Consider the following 18810-nt stretch of genomic DNA (forward strand, 5'->3'; position numbering starts at 1 on the left):
AGCATACAAACGTGTTACCCATCACGACCATCGATAATTTGCCTTGAACTTGGGCAATTTCAGGATACCCAACTGAAGAGGCGTGAGGGATCGAGCCACCCGACTAGGGGGGATTTCGTGCCAGTCATGCTGACGTTCATCCGGAATGTGCGCATCGGGTTGCAAAGTCCGGGTGAGAAAAGAACAATGTCCGCCTTGAATACGTGAGCATTCGATGGTTATCTAATGGCCGCCTTTCAACAACAGAATCGATGACAGGCATGTCGACTATTAATAGCCACTGATAGTGTTACCGGCAGAGCCCGGATAGAGTTCATGGCATCAAGGTTCATAAGGCGAGGTTCGAAATGTCCCGCACGATCCGTTTTCATCAGTTCGGCCCGGCCGAGGTACTCAAGGTAGAAGAGGTGCCCGTCGCGTTGCCTGCCCCCGGCGAGGTGCAAGTGCGCGTACAGGCGATCGGCGTTACCTGGTACGACGTGCTGTGGCGCCAGAATCTGGCTTCTTCTCAGGCGCGGCTGCCGGCTGGTCTGGGCTCTGAAATGGCAGGCGTGATCACCGCTGTCGGCGATGGCGTGGCTGATCTGAACGTCGGCGACCGGGTGGCCAGCTTTCCCTCTGCAGACCCTAACGTGCACCCGGTTTATGGCGAGCTGATTACACTGCCCGCCACTTCCGTGACCCGTTATCCGGAAATTCTCACCCCTAATGAGGCAGCCGTGCACTACACGCCGCTGCTGATGGCGTACTTTGCTTTTGTCGACCTGGCTCGCGCCAAACCGGGGCAGACCGCTCTGGTAACCGACGCCAGCCATTGCGCGGGCCCTGCGTTCCTGCAACTGGGCAAGGCGCTGGGTATCAAGGTCATCGCCGCGACCAAGACCGAATCGTGCCGTGAATACCTGTTGAAGCTGGGTGCCGACAAGGTCGTGAACACCGAAGAGCAGGACCTGCTTATGGCGATCAACAAGTACACCGACAATCGGGGTGTCGACATCGTCCTGGACGGTTTGGGCGGCCCGCAGATGTCCATGTTGGGCGACGTGCTTGCACCCCGTGGGAGCCTGATTCTTTACGGCTTGCAGGGCGGCAATCAGACGCCGTTCCCGGCGTGTGCAGCGTTCCAGAAAAACATTCAGTTCTTCGTTCACTGTGTGGGCAATTTCACCGGCAAGCCTGAACTGGGTATCGCTCAAGACGAAGAAGCCGTAAAACGTGCCTTGCGTGACATCAACCAATTGACTGCTGACCGCGTGCTGGTCCCGCAGATCACCAAGGTCTTTGCGTTCGATCAACTGGTCGAAGCGCACCGCTTGATGGATGGCTGCCCTGTAGGCGGTCGCATAGTGGTGGAAGTCGAGCCTGCCTGAGCGCAATTCATCGCGCTGGCTGAATGATCGACGCTGTGGCCAAGCGTCGTATGAGTGGGTCCGGTCGCCGACTCAAGGTGCCCGTCCTGTTTTTACCGGCCATGTTTCACCCGACAAAGCCTTCCTGACGTGATCTGGAAGGCTTTTTTGTTTATGGATGACGCGTTATTAAACAGCCTGTTTCATTCGTCAGTGCCGCGTGCCTGACACCGTTGCTGTGACTGAATACTGATTTGAGTAAACAACTGTGTTTAAAAGAGCGCGGGGGAAGTTTAAATCTGGCGCCATTCGGGTCGGTATCTGTACCTTGTAAATATTATCGAGACACCGATAATAGTTCAGTCAATACAACTCAAGGAATGAGTCATGTCACACTTTCCGCTGCGCCTTTTCGATACCTTGTGCAGGGCGCCTGTGTTCGAAATCCTTCCCTGTCTTCTGCCCGTCCCCGCGCTCTCCGGCGGCTGTGGGGCAGGGCTCGGAACCCTTGATCGTTGACCTGAGCCAGGATCGAGCTGTTCTTGTGGCACAGGTTATTGGCTTTTCATCGACGGCGGAACGTCGTGGAAAGTTCGGATGTTATGGCTGGACTGAGTATTTCAGGTGTCGACGTTATGAGTTCCATTCACGAACAAGCGATGAACTATGTTTATCAACAGGTGCTGCAGCGGTTGTTGAGTTATTTCAATCGGGCCGAGAGAACGGCACTGCAATTATTGATTCAACGCCTGATCGTTGCCGCCGGTGGTATCGAACAGATTGGCAACTATCGCGTCCTGGTGGCGTTCGGGGGTGGCAAGGACAGTGCTTATACCGTGGCGTTGCTCCGGGCCGCGCAATTGAGTATCGCGGGGCGCTCGCCCGCCACGTTCAAGTTGCGGGTCGTCAATATGCGCCACGCGGGCATGACGTCCGCGGTCATGGCCAACATTCACCGCTGTTATTCGGCGTTGTTTCTTCACGACGACCCTCGCGTGGAGTTGCTGGTCGTAGATCATCGATATGTCCAGGCATTCGAACCCGATTTGCCCTTTTCGGCGGCAGGACGTGAGCAGAACCGATCCGACATGCTGCTCGGTGGGCACCTGACGGCGGGCGATGCCCGGACCACCTTTTGCAACGCGTGTTACCTGAGCATGGCCGAGTGCCTGGGGCGGGCGGCGAATTGGGGAGACGGCGTCAGCGCCGTCGTCAATGGCGAGACCCTCAAGGAACAAAAGCAATACGCCACCTGGATCGCGCGCTTGAGCGGGCGCAGCGGCCAGAACGTGGAACGCTGGAACCCCCTCGGTTTCAGCCAGGCCATCAGCGCCATCGACCGTATCGGCCGCGTGTATTACCGCGAGCTGTATGGCGAGGAGTCGATGCCCATGGATTTCATGCTGAAGGCACCAGAATTTGCGCACGTGAACAGGGGACCTGCATTTTTGCCCGTCGCGGATCTGATCGGTTTCAAGACTGAAGAGCATTGGGCGTTGCTCACGGATTTCCTGGGATTCCGTTTCGACGATCTGGCGTTCAGTTTCAGCGAATCCGATTGCGCGAACCCTTTGCTCATGGCCCATATGCGCGGGCTCATGGCGCAATTCGTTCAAGGCCGGGAATACGCCGAGGGCATTGCCGAATACCTGGTGCTCGGCGCCGAAATGATGCGCCGCAAACGCATGCCCAAGCGCCTCATTCAGCAAGCGCTCGCGGCCTACGACGAGCCGGAAAAAGTCGACCTGCGACGCACCCTGGCGGACGGTTACGCGCAAGAAGCGTTCGGCCTCAATGAGGCTCAACTGGTGTGCCTGTTGTTCGCACCCTTTGTCGACGAGGGCGCGCAGCTGGAAGTGTTTTTGCGGGCTTGTCATCCCGGCATGCTGGTGGCGCAGGCTGATCTGCACCGGGCGTTGTCGGGTCAGCCGGCGCCCGATCAAGTGGTGCAGTGGCTGGTGGACGTCAGCGGCTTGAGCCTGCAAGGCCTGCAAAACCTCTATGCGCGGTCACGCGTGGACTTTGGCGACAAACATTCAATCATCGCCCGCGTACGCGCGAGCGACCCTGACAAGGCTTGGGTGACGACCGTCGACCCCGCCACGGGCCAACCGGCGGTGGAACGGGTTTCCGGCCGCTGAAGGGGGCGTCGCAGGCCATGAGCGACCTGCTGCGCGGCTGCATTTTCTTTCATTGACCCTGCGTTTTACGCATGGATGGGGTGTGTCCGATGAATAACGACAAGACCGATTTTGCCTACCAGATGGTGTACCGCTACCTGTCGCGGCTGACCCACGAATTGCCCGAAGGCCCGGCCGTCAAATTGCCGTCCCTGCGACTGCTGGCCCGACGGCTGCGGGTGTCGATTTCAACCGTTCAAAACGCGTATTCGCTGTTGGAGAAGGAAGGGCGGATCTGTTCGGTGCCCAAGTCCGGTTATTACGCGTTGCCTCAGCCCTGCAACGACGTTCACTGCGAGGGAGAAGATTTGCTGGCGCGGTTTCAGGCCGGGACGCGGCGCCCTGACATGTTCGTTTTCGGTGCCGATGAGCCCACGCTGTTGCAGTCGTTGGACGGCCCATTGCTGAGCGTGGAGCGCGACCTGATGCGGCATTATCCCTGCCAGTCCGACCCACGCTATCAGCCGTTTGGCGACATCGAATTGCGCACGGCGCTGGCCGCGTATTACACGTCGTCCACCGAGCATTGCTGGCACCCGGACAACGTTTTTATCGGTCCGGACAAGACCGGTGTGCTCAAGACGGTGCTCAAGGCGCTGCAATTGCGTGATTGCGCGGTATTGGTCGAGTCGCCGTGTGGCTGGAATATCCTGCGCACGCTGCAGTCGTTTGGCGTTCGGGTGATCGAGTTGTGTACGGATGCCGACGGCGTGATCGATCCCGATGAGCTGGAAGGCTTATTGCGCCACAGCGAGGTAAAAATGGCGGTGCTGTCGTCGCGAATGGACACCGTGCGCGGTCGGATCATGGCGCCGGAACCGCGGCAACGGTTGGCCGAGGTGCTGAATCGGCACGACGTCTGGGTGCTGGAAAACGACAGCCAGGGCGGGCTGTGCTTCGACGAGCAATTCACGCCGTTGCGGGATTTGATCGACCCGCAAAGGCTGCTGATCGTCGGCGCCTTCGACAAGACCATCGGCCTGGAGGCGCCGTTCGGCTACCTGCTGACCCGCCATTCCCGCGCCTTGTGGCACCGCCAGCTGCTGCTGCGCTCGTTCCGCCTGCCACCGATTCGACAGAAAGCCATCGCCCGCCTGTACAACTCGGGCCAACTGGACAAACACCTGCACGCCTTGCGCCTGTGTTTGCAGCAGCGGGTGGAGCATTTGGGGCTGATGATCGATGACTTCCTGGGAGACGACGTCACCTTTGAACGGCCTCAGGGCGGCGCGACGATCTGGCTGGAAAGCAAGCATCGCGTGGACATGGGGCGAGTGTTCGAGCGGCTGTTGGAACAACGCATCGTCATCGCCCCCGGCGAGCTGTTCAGCGTGCGCGGGTTGCATCAACAAAGCCTGTGCCTGAGCGGCGCGGCGGACTGGACCCAGAACATCGAGTCGATGCTAGTGCATGTCAGGAACGCGCTGGTGCAGGAGCGGTTGGGGTAGGGTACTCGTAGCGTACGGTCAGGATCGCGGCGGTGCTCTGGTCTAGGACGCCGCCGATCCATTTCCGTTTGCCAGACCCACCGCGCACCTGCTATCTGTATGCCCGTCCAGTATTCAGACTGCCTGTTGCCACCTCCCGTGACCGCCATCCTTTCCCCCGAACCCGTTGTCGATGCCGCCCCGGATGCATCGCCGCCCGGGCCTGTGCAGCCAGCGGTCGATCCGCAGCACGGCTATGCCATCGCGGTGCGGGCCTTGTGCGAGTTCACGGCCAAGGTCGGGGACCTCAATCTGCGTTTCACGCCGTCGCCCACGGCCCAAGAGGGGATCGCCGGACATCGCACGGTGGCGTCCCGTCGCGGGGTTGATTATCAAGCCGAAGTCTCCCTGTCCGGCGCCTACCACGAACTGAACGTCCGAGGCCGGGCCGACGGCTATGACGCGGCGCTCAATCAGCTGGAAGAGGTGAAGACCTACCGCGGCGACCTCGACAAGATGCCCGCCAATCACCGGCAGCTTCACTGGGCTCAGGCCAAAGTGTACGGATGGTTGATTTGCCAGCAGTTGAAGCTGGCCGAAGTGAACGTCACGCTGGTGTATTTCAACATCATCAACGAGCAGGAAACCCTGATTCGCGAACGGCACAGCGCTGATGAACTCAAGGCCTTCTTTGAGGCGCAGTGTCAGATTTTTCTGCACTGGGCACGTCAGGAAATGGCCCATGTTCAAACGCGAAACGACGTGCTGACCGATCTGAAATTTCCCCACGGTGCGTTCCGAGCGGGCCAGCGGGTGTTGGCGGAGTCGGTGTACAAGGCCGTCAGCACCGGGCGTTGCCTCATGGCGCAGGCGCCGACCGGCATCGGCAAGACCATCGGCACGGTGTTCCCGATGCTCAAGGCGACGCCGACCCAAAAGCTCGACAAGGTGTTCTTTCTTACCGCCAAGACCCCGGGCCGCAAATTGGCGCTGGATGCCTTGAGTGTGATCGCCCGCAGCGCCCCCGAGCTGGATGTGCGTGTGCTGGAAATGGTGGCGCGGGACAAGGCCTGCGAATTCCCCGCCAACGCCTGCAACGGGGATTCCTGCCCATTGGCCAGAGGGTTTTACGACCGCTTGCCCGCCGCCCGCAGCGAGGCTGTGGCCCACCGCTGGCTGGATCAGCCCGGGTTGCGTGAAGTGGCCTTGCGGCACGACGTCTGTCCTTATTATCTGAGCCAGGAAATGGCGCGCTGGTCGGACGTGGTGATCGCCGACTACAACTATTACTTCGACCTCAGCGCCTTGCTGTTCGGGTTGTGCCAGTTCAATCAGTGGCGCGTCGCGGTGCTGGTGGACGAGGCACACAACATGGTCGAGCGTGCTCGGCAGATGTACAGCGCGAGCCTCGACCAATTCGTTTTGAATCAGGTCCGGCAGAGCGCGCCGGAGCCCCTGAAAAAATCCCTGCAACGGCTTAATCGCGAGTGGAACGCGCTGCATAAGGAACAGGTCGCGCCGTACCAGGCCTATCCCGCGACCCCTGGCAAATTCCTCTCGGCGCTCAACCTGTGCGTCGCCGCGTTCGGTGATTATTTCAACGATCATCCCCACGCGGCCAACGGCGAACTGCAAAGCTTCTATTTCGAAGCGATCCAGTTCGGGCGGATTGCCGAGCTGTTCGGTGAGCATTACCTGTTCGACATCAGCAAGCGCGAGGCGAGGGGCAACAAGGCGCTGTCGAAACTGACCCTGCGCAACGTCGTGCCTGCCGAATTCATTCGCCCGCGCCTCACCGCCGCCCGCAGCACGGTGCTGTTCTCGGCCACGCTCAACCCCCGGCATTTTTACCGCGACCTGCTGGGTTTGCCGGAGAACACGGCGTGGATCGATGTCGAGTCGCCGTTTCAAAAGGCGCAACTGGACGTGCACATCGTCAGCCGCATCTCCACCCGTTACACCCATCGACAGGCGTCGCTGGCGCCCATCGTGGCGCTGATGGCTGAGCAATTCCAAGTGCGCCCTGGCAACTACCTCGCATTCTTCAGCAGCTTCGACTACTTGCAACAGGTGGCGGAATTGATGCGCGCCAGCCACCCCGACGTGCCCCTGTGGCAGCAGTCACGGGGCATGGCCGAAAGTGATCGGCAGGCATTCCTCGACCGTTTCACCCCTGAGAGCCAGGGCATTGGCTTCGCGGTGCTGGGCGGCGCGTTCGGTGAAGGGATCGATTTGCCGGGGGCGCGGCTGATCGGCGCGTTCATCGCGACCCTCGGCCTGGCGCAGATCAACCCGGTCAACGAACAGCTCAAGCAGCGAATGAGCCTGTTGTTCGGCGCCGGTTACGATTACACCTATCTCTACCCCGGCCTGCAGAAAGTGGTGCAGGCGGCAGGGCGGGTGATTCGCGGTCAGGATGATCGTGGGGTGGTGGTGCTGATCGACGACCGGTTTGCCGAGCACAAGATTCAGCAGTTGTTGCCGACGTGGTGGCAGTTGTAGGACGGCCCGTGCAATTGTCTCAAGCGGTTACGGATCGATAGCCGAGCAAGGCGGTCCAACTGCCAGTAAACTGCCGCGATACCGGCATTTTTATCTGTTGCGCTGCCTCTTTTTTCTTCTTCTCACGTTTTCCATCCACGGAGGTTTCCCATGAGCATCAGTCCATTCGCAGGCAAACAGGCGCCTGAGGAATTGCTGGTCGATCTTCCTCGTCTGGTGACGGCCTATTACACCGGCCAGCCGGACGCCTCGGTTCCTACCCAACGGGTTTCCTTCGGCACGTCCGGTCATCGTGGCAGCTCGTTCGACCTGAGCTTCAACGAGTGGCACGTGTTGGCCATCAGCCAGGCCATCTGCCTGTATCGCCAGGCCAACGGCATCGACGGCCCGCTGTTCCTCGGCGCCGACACCCATGCGCTGTCCACCCCGGCAGCCGCCTCGGCGCTGGAAGTGCTGGCGGCCAACGGCGTCAACGTGATGATTTCCGAAGGCGATGAGTACACGCCCACTCCGGCGGTGTCCCACGCGATCATCTGTTACAACAAGGGCCGTACGTCGGGCCTTGCTGACGGCATCGTCATCACGCCGTCGCACAACCCGCCGGAAAGCGGCGGCTTCAAATACAACCCTACCAATGGCGGCCCGGCCGATTCGCACATCACCAAGTGGATCGAAACCAAGGCCAACGAATTGCTCGCCGAGAAGATCGTTGGCGTGACCCGCATGACCTACGAGAAGGCCTTGCGCGCGGACACCACCCACCGTCACGACTACGTGAACACCTACGTCGCCGACCTGAAAAACGTCATCGACATGGACGCCATCCGTGGCGCCAATCTGCGTCTGGGCGTTGACCCGCTGGGTGGCGCGGGCGTGCGTTACTGGTCGGCCATTGGCGAGCATTACGGCCTGAACCTGGAGGTGGTGAGCAAATTCGTCGATCCGACGTTCCGCTTCATGAGCGTCGACTGGGACGGCAAGATCCGCATGGACCCGTCGTCCAATTTTGCGATGCAGAGCCTGATCGGTCTGAAAGACCGCTTCCAGGTCGCGTTCGCCTGCGACCCGGACCACGACCGTCACGGCATCGTCACACCGACCGGTGGCCTGCTGGCGCCGAACAATTACCTGGCAGTGTCCATCGATTACCTGTTCCAGAACCGTCCTGACTGGCGCGCTGACGCGGCGGTCGGCAAGACCGTGGTCAGCAGCGGCATGATCGACCGCGTGACCCAGCGTCTGGGCCGTCGTTTGTACGAAGTGCCGGTGGGCTTCAAGTTCTTCGCTGAGGGCCTGTATGAGGGCTCGCTGGGTTTCGGCGGCGAGGAGAGTGCGGGGGCGTCGTTCCTGCGTCGTGACGGTTCGGTCTGGACCACCGACAAGGACGGCCTGATCCCGGCGCTGCTGGCGGCAGAAATCCGTGCCCGCAAAGGCCGTGACCCGAGCGAGATGTACAAAGCGCTGACCGATGAATTGGGCGAGCCTGTTTCCACCCGCGTCGAGGCCAAGGCGAACTTCGAGCAGAAGGCGCTGTTGAGCAAGCTGTCGCCGGAGCAGGTGACGTCGACCGAGCTGGCAGGGGAGAAGATCGAGCAGATTCTCAGCAAGGCACCGGGCAATGATCAGGCAATCGGCGGTTTGAAAGTGATGACTGAAAACGGCTGGTTCGCCGCGCGGCCTTCCGGCACCGAGGACATCTACAAGATCTACGCCGAAAGCTTCAAGGGTGAGGACCACCTGAAACGCCTGGTGGCCGAAGCGCAGGTGCTGGTGGATTCGGCCATCGCGCCGAAGTAGTTCCGGATTGCGCATCGGTCGCGTGGCTGCGATGCACCGCAATCCCACAGGATCGATGAAAGACAACCCACAGGGATAATCCTGTGACAAAAAAACGCCCCGGTTCCTCACGAAACCGGGGCGTTTGCATTGCAAGGGCTTTACGCCACATCCACCAGCACAATCTCGCTGTCTTCAATGGCCGTCACACGCAGCACGCGTTCTTGCTCCACGGCCACGCCATCCCGGGCTTGAGCACGCAGGCCGTTGACTTCGATGCTGCCGGTCGCGGGGACCAGATACGCACGGCGGCCTTCATCCAGCCCATATTCCGCGGTTTCACCCGCTTTCAGGTTCGCCGCCACTAACCGCGCATTCGCCCGAATCCGCAGCTCGATGTCATCGTCCGCCTTGCCGCTGGCCAGCGTCACGAAGCCTTCGCGATTGCCTTTCGGGAACGGTTTGGCGCCCCAGGACGGCGGAGCCCCGACTTCATCCGGCATGATCCAGATTTGGAAAATCCGCGTCTCTTTCGACTCCAGGTTGTATTCGCTGTGGGCCACGCCGGTCCCGGCGCTCATCACCTGCACGTCACCGGCTTCGGTACGTCCACGGTTGCCCAGGCTGTCTTCGTGGGTGATCGCGCCTTCACGGACATAGGTGATGATTTCCATGTCGCGGTGCGGGTGACGTGGAAAGCCAGTGCCGGCTTCGATCACGTCATCGTTCCAGACCCGCAGTTGGCCCCAGCTCATGCGGCCCGGGTCGTAGTAATTGGCGAACGAAAAGTGGTGATGCGCGTTCAGCCAGCCGTGGTCGGCGCCGCCGAGGGATGTGAAAGGTCTCAGTTGCAGCATGATCAGTTCCTCCGTTAGCAGGGCCGGGCCGTTCAAAGGGGGCACCGCTGTTAGTCGATGGAGCAATGATCCGTCAAAGTCATATCGATAAAAAGCGTAAGTTTTGCGTCATAACAATCGGATAATCCGATATTTGATAAGCGCCAAACGTTGACCTTTACCTGCACTTGATCGGCTAACCCCATGACCCCAAAGCATTTCGCTGGAGGTTGACGGCGAATGGGGCGACCATAGGCGCCTATTCGCCAACGTTGATAGCTGGAGCCCGCGTGTCGCACGATTTCCTCGACGAGCCACCCCACGAACTGCCTCCCGACCTGACCATCCCCGACCGCCTGCCGTTCCTCAAACGCCTGCTGGCCCGCCTGATCGGTGGCAGCCTGTCACGTCTTGAAGCGCAGCACGTGCCCTCCTGGAAACAGGGGCACGCCGATGGCTTCCTCAACGGCCACGCCGAGGGCATGAACGAGGGGTACGCCGAGGGGCATTTGGACGGCATCGAGGAAGGGCGACGTGTCTTGGTGATTCGCGACACGCGACCGCTGGAGCATCGCGGGCCGAGGGTGGACGATCACCTGTTCGATGACTGGCGCCTGCCCCTGAGCAACGAGCTGAAAAAGCGCATCAAGGCCGATGTCGCGGAAAAGCTGCCCCCTCACGCGCAACCCACTGCCGCGCAATGGAAGATGATCTTCAGCGACACGCCGTCCACCTACGTCATCGCGGGCGCCGGGGCGGGTAAATCGACCTCGCTGGTGCTGCGGGTGCTGTTGCTGCATCACTACCTGGGCTTCGAACTGGACGCCATGACGGTGGTGACCTTCACCCGCGAGTCGCGCAAGGATTTCATCAACAAACTGATCGAAGTCATGGGCCTGTGGGGTCACGACCTGTCTCTACGTCAGGCACGGGACGTCGTTCGCACCTTCCACTCACGCATCCTGCCGCTGGTGCGCAGCCTGCCAGGGTTCGAACAGGTGCAGGCGTTCGAAAATCTCAGTAGCCAGAGCGCGGACCTGTTCGGCAAACGGCTGGACGACGGCGAGGACAGCAACCCGTTCGATTTACGCATCAACGACGCCCAGCGGCAGCAGATGAACCTCTGCTACCGCGACCTGTACGCCGCCAACCCGCGTTTTCGCGAGGTCATGGCGCCACTGTACCGGCATTCGTTGCAGCTCAAAGAACTGGACCGGGACCACCCCGATGTGCAGAAACGCATCACGGTCATGGGCCTGTCGTCCAAGCGCGACGAGGAACTGTGCGACGTCATCGAAGACCTGTGGATTCGCAAGGGTGCGTGGCCGATTCAGGGCGTCGAGCCGATGCGTCAGACCGTGGAGGTCAGCGGTCTGACCTTTCATGTGCATGGCTACGCGGCCGAGCTGGACGCGTGGATCGTGTTGGGCTTCGACCCGAGCGAGGACCAGCACCTGCGGCGGCCCGACGCCAAGCTGCCCGTGTGGGCGGAGTGGGTGATCAAACGCACGCTGTTCCAGGCGTTCTGCCGCAAGCCCGTCATCTGGCTGGAGAACTACGACGCGTCGCGGGGCATGATGCAGTCGCTGTCTGGCGCAGCGGTGGCGGGTCCGGGTTTCGAGTACAAGGTTAAAGGAGAACTGAGCGCGGCGCCGTTGCTGGACTGTTTCGTCGCGGCGGCGGGTTTTATCGAAAACCTCGGGCTGGACGTGCCGGACGCTGTGTCGCAAATGAGCTTTTCCAGTGAAGATCCGGACCGGTTCTTCTTTGAGGCCTTGAGCCTGTTCTGGAAAGCCTTCGAAGACCACCTGCTGGAACAGACCCCGCCGGTGATGACCTACAACCGCATGTTCTCGCTGTTCGGCGAGAAGTCGCCCGAGAACCTGAAGCTGGTGAGCGACGACGGGCTGCGTCCGCTGTCGCACCTGATGATCGACGAGTTTCAGGACGTGTCGCCGCAGATTGTGTCGTGGATTCGGGCGAGTCTGAGGGAAGTGCGCAGCCGAGGCGTGACGTTGCACGGCGGCCGGGGTGCGCAGCGCTCGTCGCTGTTGTGCGTGGGCGATGACTGGCAATCGATCTACGGCTGGCGCGGCAGCTCGCCGAAGTTCTTCATGGAATTTCCCAAGGAGTTTTCCTCGCCGTCGACCACCAAGGTCATGCTCAGCGACAACTTCCGCAGCCACCAGCACATCATCGATGCGGCCGAGCACATCGTCCGCGCCGCGCCCGCCATCAGTGGCAAGAAGGCCAGGGCGAGTGGGGCAGAGCAGACGCTGTTGCCAGTCACCGTGCTGGACCGCGACGACGACCAACTGGTCGCCAGCCTGATCGAACACTACAACGCCGGTGATTCCGTCCTGCTGCTGTACCGCAAGGGCAGCGAGCGGGCGAAGTTGCCAGAGGCGCTGCAAGCGGTGGTCAACGCTGATTACGCGCTGCCACCCCAAGAGCGCCGTCTCAAGCAACTCACGTATCACAGCTCCAAAGGGCTTCAGGCGGACGCGGTATTCCTGCTTGGCGATTGCCAGCACCTGACCCAGTCGCCCTACAAGAATCAGGTCTATCAATTAGCGGGATTGGGCCGGGAGGGTGATCTGGAAGCGTTCGACAACGCGCAGAAAGACGAGGTATTGCGCCTGGCCTATGTAGCCATCACCCGGGCGGTGCGGCATTGCTACTGGTTCATCGACGCGGCGGGCAACGACGAGACGGCCACGTCCAGAGCGTCGGCGCGGATTGCCGGCGATAAGGCGTTTTTTGAAGATCGACGGGGAAGTGTTGCGACGGACGCGTGATGCGCGTCCCTCTAACCGCTTCCAGCATCGCCACGACGTTTGAGGCCGAACGCTGATTCAACTGTGGGAGCGAATTCATTCGCGAATCGATCTTCCAGACGGCACATCACCCTCGGATGTACCGTTTTCGCGAATGAATTCGCGCCCCACAGAGTTGACCCCGAGATGTTCGGGAATGTGTTCAAGCCTGATGCAGATAAAGCGTCTGCTGCGGCACGAAGGTTTCGAGCTCAAGCTCGATGGCTTCGATGATGCGTTCCACGTCCATCGCGTTCATCACCGTTGCGCAGGGTATCCCGGCAATGGCGATCACCGTTTCACCGCTGGCTCGGTCGAAGAGGCGCGCGACCATGCTGCTGGGTGCATCCATGCTGGCTTCGAAGCCGACCGGATGAAAATGCCAGCGCATCAGCTGGCAGGCGTTGGGGAACGTGACTTTATTCATGGGACCCACCTCGTTCAATCGAGCAATGCCAAAGCTCCGCAGGGCAGGAAAAACAGGGTCTGGCGTCCGGCTTCGAAGAACGTCGCAGCTCGTGTGCCGGAGCACCTCGCTGCTTAGTCGAGTTCCGCGTTGATCGAGGGCAGGATTCACAGATCAGAAGTCAGGTAAAGGTAGCACCGACTTCTTACAGTGATGAGAAAAAAATCCTACATCGTTTGAATCTTTACGCTTCTTTGATTCAGCTCATGCTTCGTTATAGCCTTTTGTCATTTCCAACAAGGCTAAATCAATATTCAGATATAAGGCTCATGGACACCATCTTTTCAGAGCTGTTCGGACGTGATGTCCTCAATAAGAGCAACTTAATTGGCGTCAATAAAACTTTAAACACTGCCTAAGCAGCGTCTGTGTAAAGTTTGCTTAACATATGATGGCCATCCTTCTTAGTTTTGGATCCTGCTTCAGACTCGGTGTAAAAATATTTTAAAGAAGACTGAATAAAAGTTGGCCCGCTGCCGATAGAAGATCAGGGGCACTGAAAAAACCAAGAAGCATTTCGTCCGTCACCGTTTGAGTCAAAACTGTGAAGTTCCGAATGCCGGATCGTCGCATGGATGCACTTCGCCGGACTTTAAAGAGAGACATCCCATGTCGATAAGAAACATGAACATCGCGCCACGCGCATTCCTGGGGTTCGCATTCATTGCGGTTCTGGTGGTCGGACTGGGCTTTTTTTCCCTTAATCGCATGGCCGTGATCCGGCAGGCGACGACTGACATGGAATCCAACCAACTGCCGAGCGTGGGCTACCTTGGCAACATGCTGGAAAACACGCTGCGCCTGCGCATCACCTCGTTCCGCACGCTGGTCAACCGTGAGCCCGCTGCGCTTCGCGAAACCGATGGCCGTATTGCTGAACTTATCGGCAAGTTGCAGGAGGCGAAAAAGAACTACGCAGCGTTGCCCGCCGAAGGTGAGGAGTTGTCGGTATACCGGCAGTTCGACGCCACGCTGACCACTTTTCTTGACGTGCAGAACCAAGTGCTAGAGCTGTCGCGTCAGGACAAGATGGAAGACATGCGCAACTTGATCAACACGCGCATGAAAGACGCTACGGATTTGATGGGGGTGCAGATCAACCAACTTATCGCCATCAATAAAGCAGGGGCTGCTGCAGCCGCAGTGGTGTCAAAAGAACAGTATGAAGGTGCCAACGTCGGGATTATTTCCGTCTCGGTGGCAGCGGTGTTATTGACCGTTCTGCTCGCCTGGCTGCTGACCAAAAGTATCGTGAACCCGCTGTCCAGAGCGGTTCGAGTGGCTGAAGAGATTGCTGGTGGCGACTTGACCCGTCCGATCGAGATTGACGGCAAGGACGAACCGGCGCAGCTGTTGAAAGCGCTGGGCACCATGCAGCAGAACCTGCGCAAGACCATTGAATTGATCTCAGGCTCGGCCACCCAGCTGGCGTCTGCGGCGGAAGAGCTGAGTGCGGTCACCGAGGAGTCTTCGCGCGGCCTGCAACAGCAGAACAACGAGATCGAGCAAGCCGCCACGGCGGTGAACGAAATGACGGCGGCGGTAGAGGAAGTGGCGCGCAATGCTGTGTCCACGTCTGAAGCGTCCCAGCAGTCGAACCAGACGGCGCGTCAGGGCCGTGATCGCGTGGTTGAGACCGTCAAGTCGATTCAGGACATGACCCAGCAGATCCAGGCAACCACGGGTCTCGTCGAAGGCTTGGCGGAGCAGGGCCGTGATATCGGCAAAGTGCTGGACGTGATCCGTTCCATCGCCGAGCAGACCAACTTGCTGGCACTCAACGCCGCCATCGAAGCGGCGCGGGCCGGGGAGGCGGGACGCGGCTTTGCTGTGGTGGCGGACGAAGTGCGGGCGTTGGCCCATCGCACGGCGCAATCGACCACGGAAATCGAACAGATGGTGGCCGGGATTCAGTCCCGGACCGGCGACGCGGTGCAGTCGATGTCACGCAACACTGACAGCACCCGCAGCACCTTGAGCCTGGCCAGTTCGGCGGGGGATGCGTTGGAGCTCATTACCGAAGCCATCAGCCAGATCAATGAACGCAACCTGGTCATCGCCAGTGCTTCGGAAGAACAGGCGCAAGTGTCGCGGGAAGTGGACCGCAACCTGGTGAACATCCGCGATCTGGCGGCACAGACAGCGGCGGGTGCCAACCAGACCAGCGCGGCGAGCCATGAGCTGTCGCGTCTGGCGGTGGATCTGAAAGCGATGGTGACCCGGTTTGTGATCTGACGCAGCATTCTGTGGGAGCCGGCCCGTATCAAGCCGGCTGTCACAAGGTTGCGTTTGGGTTATGGATGCGCCGCTGCAGGACGAACGGGTGGCTCACTGCGCACCGGCTTGACGCTGTTATCGGGCCTCAGCAGCAACGTCAGCACCACCGACACCAGCAACGCGCCGCTCATGAACAGGTACGACGCGCTCAACGTGCCGGTCGCGCCGTTCAAATACCCCACCAGATACGAACCGGCAAACGATCCGAGGGCTCCGAGGCTGTTGATCAGGGCCATGGCGCCGCCTGCGACGTTGGCCGGGAGGATTTCCGGAACAATGGCGAAGAACGGGCCATACGGCGCGTACATGCAGGCCCCGGCAATCACCAGCAGCGAATACGACCACCAGAAATGCTCAGTGCCCAGCGCGTAGGAGCCGTAGAACGCAATGGCGGCCAGTAGCAGGGGCGGCCAGACGAACAGTTTGCGTTTCTGGGTCTTGTCCGACGCCCACGAGACCACGACCATGCCGATCACCGCCGCCAGATAAGGCAGGGCCGACAGCCAGCCGGCCTCGACCATGTCCATCTGCATGCCCTTTTTGATGATGGTCGGCAGCCACAGCACGAAGCCGTACACGCCGATGCTCCAGCAGAAATACTGCGCAGTCAGCAGCAGGACTTTCGGCGAGCGGAAGGCTTCGGCGTAGTTCTTCACGGGCTTGATGCCGACCTGCTCAGCGTCCAGACGCGCTTGCAGTTCGGTCTTTTCCTCAGCGGTCAGCCACTTGGCCTGGGTCGGACGTTCGTCCACCAGACGCCACCAGATGAACGCCCAGATCACCGCAGGCAAGCCCTCGACGATAAACATCCAGCGCCAGCTGAAATGCGCCACCAGATAACCCGACACCACCGACATCCACAGCATGGTCACCGGGTTGCCGAGGATCAGCACGGTGTTGGCCCGCGAGCGCTCGGCCTTGGTGAACCAGTAGCAGAGGTACACCAGCATCGCGGGCATGACCGCCGCTTCTACCACGCCGAGCATGAAGCGGATGCCGATCAGCATGTAGGCGTTGGAGACGATGCCGGTCAGGGTTGCCAGGCCACCCCAGAGAATCAGGCTGACGAAGATCAGCTTCTTCACGCTCTTCTTTTGCGCGTAGATCGCCCCCGGCACTTGAAAGAAGAAGTAACCGAGGAAGAACAGCGCACCCAGCAACGACGACATGCCGGGGGTGATGTGCAGGTCTTCGGCCATGCCCGAGGCGGCGGCGAAGCCGTAGTTGGCGCGGTCCAGATAGGCGAGGCTGTAAGTGATGAACACGATCGGCATGATCAGCAGCCAGCGGCGTTTGAGGCCTGCGTGTTTCACGGTGTCGAGTAGCTTTTCCATGTCAAGCTCCCTGAGGGTGTTGTTCTTGTCGCAGCAGGTGATGGGAATGGCGGTTCAGGTAAAACGGGTGTCACGCGGTCTGTCGTCGTGGTGCGTTTGTTGATTCGGCTGTTGATTCGGCGGCTTGCAGGGCGGCGCGAGTCGGCAGGCCCTCCATGTCGCCTCGGCTCTGCACGGCCTGGGCGCCGATCCAGTTGCCCCGGGCAGTCGCCTGGGCGAAGTCGAGGTTCTCCAGCAGCGCGCTGATCACCCCGACCGCGAAGCCATCGCCCGCGCCCACGGTGTCGATCACTTGAGGCACCGGCACGCCGGGCACGAAGGCCTGATTCAGTTGGGTCCGGTAGTACGCACCTTTCGCGCCGAGTTTGATCACCACCGCTTCCACACCCTTGTCGAGATAGAACTGCGCGATGTCCGCCGGGGTGTCGCGACCGGTCAGCAACTCGCCTTCGGCCAGTCCGGGCATGACCCAGTCGGCAAGGCTGGCCAGGTGATTGACCTCACGGATCATCTCGGCCTGACTCGACCACAGCGACGGCCGCAGGTTGGGGTCGAACGACACGCTGCGACCCGACTCACGCATCTGGATCATCAGTGTCTGCGAGAGTTCGCGGCAGGTGGCCGACAACGCCGCCGGAATGCCCGTGGCGTGCAGGTGCCGCGCCTTCAACAGTGCCGGAACGATGTCGTTGACGGACAGGTGACTGGCCGCCGAGCCCCGACGGAAATACTCGACCACCGGGTCGGCGCCTTCCAGCTCCAGCGACTTGAACTGAAAGCCCGTGGGGTAGGCCGGATCGACGGTGACGTGGCGGCAGTCGACGCCTTCCTGTTGCAGGCTGTCGATGACGAAACGCCCCATCGAATCATTGCCGACCCGGCTCAGCCAGGCGACGTTGAAGCCCAGGCGCGAAAGGCCGATGGCGACGTTGCTGTCGGCGCCCGCGATGCGTTTTTCGAAGTGGCGGACAGCGGCCAGATCGCCGGTCTGCTCGGCGACCAGCATGGTCATGGTTTCGCCGAAGGAAAGGATATCGATCTCAGACATGGCTCAGGGCCTCCGACGACGTGTGCGTGTGGCGCTGGCCCAACTGGGCGAGGGCATCGACTTGGGTGCGGGTGACGTCCAGCAGATCGTCGCCTTGCAGCGGGTATTCGACAGCACGGGGCAGGCCGAGGGGCATGTGCTTGAGCAACTGCTCCCAGAGGTGCAAGTCAGTCTGGCGCGGCGGCACGGCGATCAGCTTGCCGGCTGTGTTGCGGGACACCGCCTTGCAATGCACGTATTCGACGTAACGGCCCAATTGTTGCGCTGCGGCGCTGGCCGATTGCGCCTGCCACAGCCAGTTGCCGATGTCGAAAGTCATGCCAATGGGCATTTGCAGAGCCTCGATCCGGGCGAAGAACTGGACGAGGGGTTCCAGGCGGCCGCCTTGTGGGGTCTGGTCATTTTCCACCAGTAGGTGCACGTCGTAACGGGCGAGGCGATCGGCCAGGGCAGCGATGTCGCTGTCTTCGGTCAGGTGGCCCAACGAGACTTTCAGCCACGGCGCGCCACAGGCCGTCGCCCGTTGCAGGGTCGGTTCCAGCTCGGGATTGGGCGCGTTCTGGCCATCGAGCCACAACTCCAGCGGCCCCGAATACAGACACTCCAGCCCTTGCGAGCGAATGGCTTCGCCCAAGGCGACGAGGTCTTCGCGGCCTGTGAACAGCTCCTCGCGAAGCTCCATGCGGGTCACGCCAGCCTCGACCAGCAGCGGGATAAAACTGGCCTGGCCGCGTTCACGAACGAGGTCGGCACCGAAGGCGCCCAGGCTGATGGCAACGGGGAATCGGTTCATTATTGT

At 60.6% G+C, this 18810-nt stretch carries 12 protein-coding genes; 7 read left to right on the forward strand and 5 right to left on the reverse strand.

The features are described from left to right. Window positions 1–347: 347 nt before the first annotated feature. From AAEO81_RS15260 to pgm, 5 genes are all read left to right on the forward strand, one after another. A complete protein-coding gene (locus AAEO81_RS15260; RefSeq protein WP_341964408.1) occupies window positions 348–1370 on the forward strand; it encodes a zinc-dependent alcohol dehydrogenase family protein in 1023 nt (340 codons plus the stop codon). Window positions 1371–1984: 614 nt separating this feature from the next. Further along, the gene (locus tag AAEO81_RS15265) at window positions 1985–3490 is read left to right on the forward strand and encodes a hypothetical protein (RefSeq protein ID WP_166597797.1); all 1506 of its coding nucleotides are present in this window, start codon (window positions 1985–1987) and stop codon (window positions 3488–3490) included. Between the two features lie 89 nt (window positions 3491–3579). Continuing rightward, window positions 3580–4977 (forward strand): PLP-dependent aminotransferase family protein, encoded by a 1398-nt coding sequence (locus tag AAEO81_RS15270; RefSeq protein WP_341964409.1) that lies wholly within the window; start codon window positions 3580–3582, stop codon window positions 4975–4977. 204 nt (window positions 4978–5181) lie between these two features. Further along, window positions 5182–7458, forward strand: coding sequence for an ATP-dependent DNA helicase (locus tag AAEO81_RS15275; RefSeq protein ID WP_341964539.1), 2277 nt, complete (start codon window positions 5182–5184; stop codon window positions 7456–7458). A gap of 150 nt (window positions 7459–7608) precedes the next feature. After that, window positions 7609–9255 carry a phosphoglucomutase (alpha-D-glucose-1,6-bisphosphate-dependent) gene (pgm, locus tag AAEO81_RS15280; RefSeq protein ID WP_341964410.1) on the forward strand — a complete coding sequence of 549 codons (1647 nt, stop codon included), beginning with the start codon at window positions 7609–7611 and terminating at the stop codon, window positions 9253–9255. A 140-nt stretch (window positions 9256–9395) separates the two neighbouring features. Here pgm and AAEO81_RS15285 read toward each other — a convergent pair whose 3' ends face one another. Further along, window positions 9396–10091: a pirin family protein gene (locus AAEO81_RS15285; RefSeq protein ID WP_341964411.1), complete on the reverse strand. Its 696-nt coding sequence runs from the start codon at window positions 10089–10091 to the stop codon at window positions 9396–9398. Window positions 10092–10552: 461 nt separating this feature from the next. On the opposite strand from AAEO81_RS15285, the gene AAEO81_RS15290 reads away from it, so the two are divergent. Further along, window positions 10553–12868, forward strand: a complete 2316-nt coding sequence (locus AAEO81_RS15290) for a UvrD-helicase domain-containing protein (RefSeq protein ID WP_341964540.1) — start codon at window positions 10553–10555, stop codon at window positions 12866–12868. Window positions 12869–13049: 181 nt separating this feature from the next. Here the strand turns inward: AAEO81_RS15290 and AAEO81_RS15295 are convergent, their stop codons facing one another. Next, window positions 13050–13331, reverse strand: coding sequence for a DUF1652 domain-containing protein (locus AAEO81_RS15295; RefSeq protein ID WP_166597835.1), 282 nt, complete (start codon window positions 13329–13331; stop codon window positions 13050–13052). Window positions 13332–13961: 630 nt separating this feature from the next. Between AAEO81_RS15295 and AAEO81_RS15300 the strand changes: the two genes are divergently transcribed. After that, on the forward strand, window positions 13962–15587 hold the full coding sequence (locus AAEO81_RS15300; protein ID WP_341964412.1) for a methyl-accepting chemotaxis protein: 1626 nt from the start codon (window positions 13962–13964) through the stop codon (window positions 15585–15587). 59 nt (window positions 15588–15646) lie between these two features. On the opposite strand, the gene AAEO81_RS15305 is transcribed toward AAEO81_RS15300, so the two are convergent. The 3 genes from AAEO81_RS15305 to AAEO81_RS15315 all read right to left on the reverse strand — a co-directional run bounded on the left by AAEO81_RS15305 (window position 15647) and on the right by AAEO81_RS15315 (window position 18804). After that, entirely contained in the window at window positions 15647–16963 is a 1317-nt protein-coding gene (locus tag AAEO81_RS15305) for an MFS transporter (protein WP_341964413.1), read from the reverse strand. A gap of 70 nt (window positions 16964–17033) precedes the next feature. Continuing rightward, a complete protein-coding gene (locus tag AAEO81_RS15310; protein WP_341964414.1) occupies window positions 17034–18011 on the reverse strand; it encodes a sugar kinase in 978 nt (325 codons plus the stop codon). Next, a complete protein-coding gene (locus AAEO81_RS15315) occupies window positions 18004–18804 on the reverse strand; it encodes an AP endonuclease (protein WP_341964415.1) in 801 nt (266 codons plus the stop codon). Before AAEO81_RS15315 ends, AAEO81_RS15310 begins: the two co-directional genes overlap by 8 nt. Window positions 18805–18810: the final 6 nt, after the last annotated feature.

The organism is Pseudomonas sp. RC10 (assembly GCF_038397775.1).
Classification (GTDB): domain Bacteria; phylum Pseudomonadota; class Gammaproteobacteria; order Pseudomonadales; family Pseudomonadaceae; genus Aquipseudomonas; species Aquipseudomonas bambusae.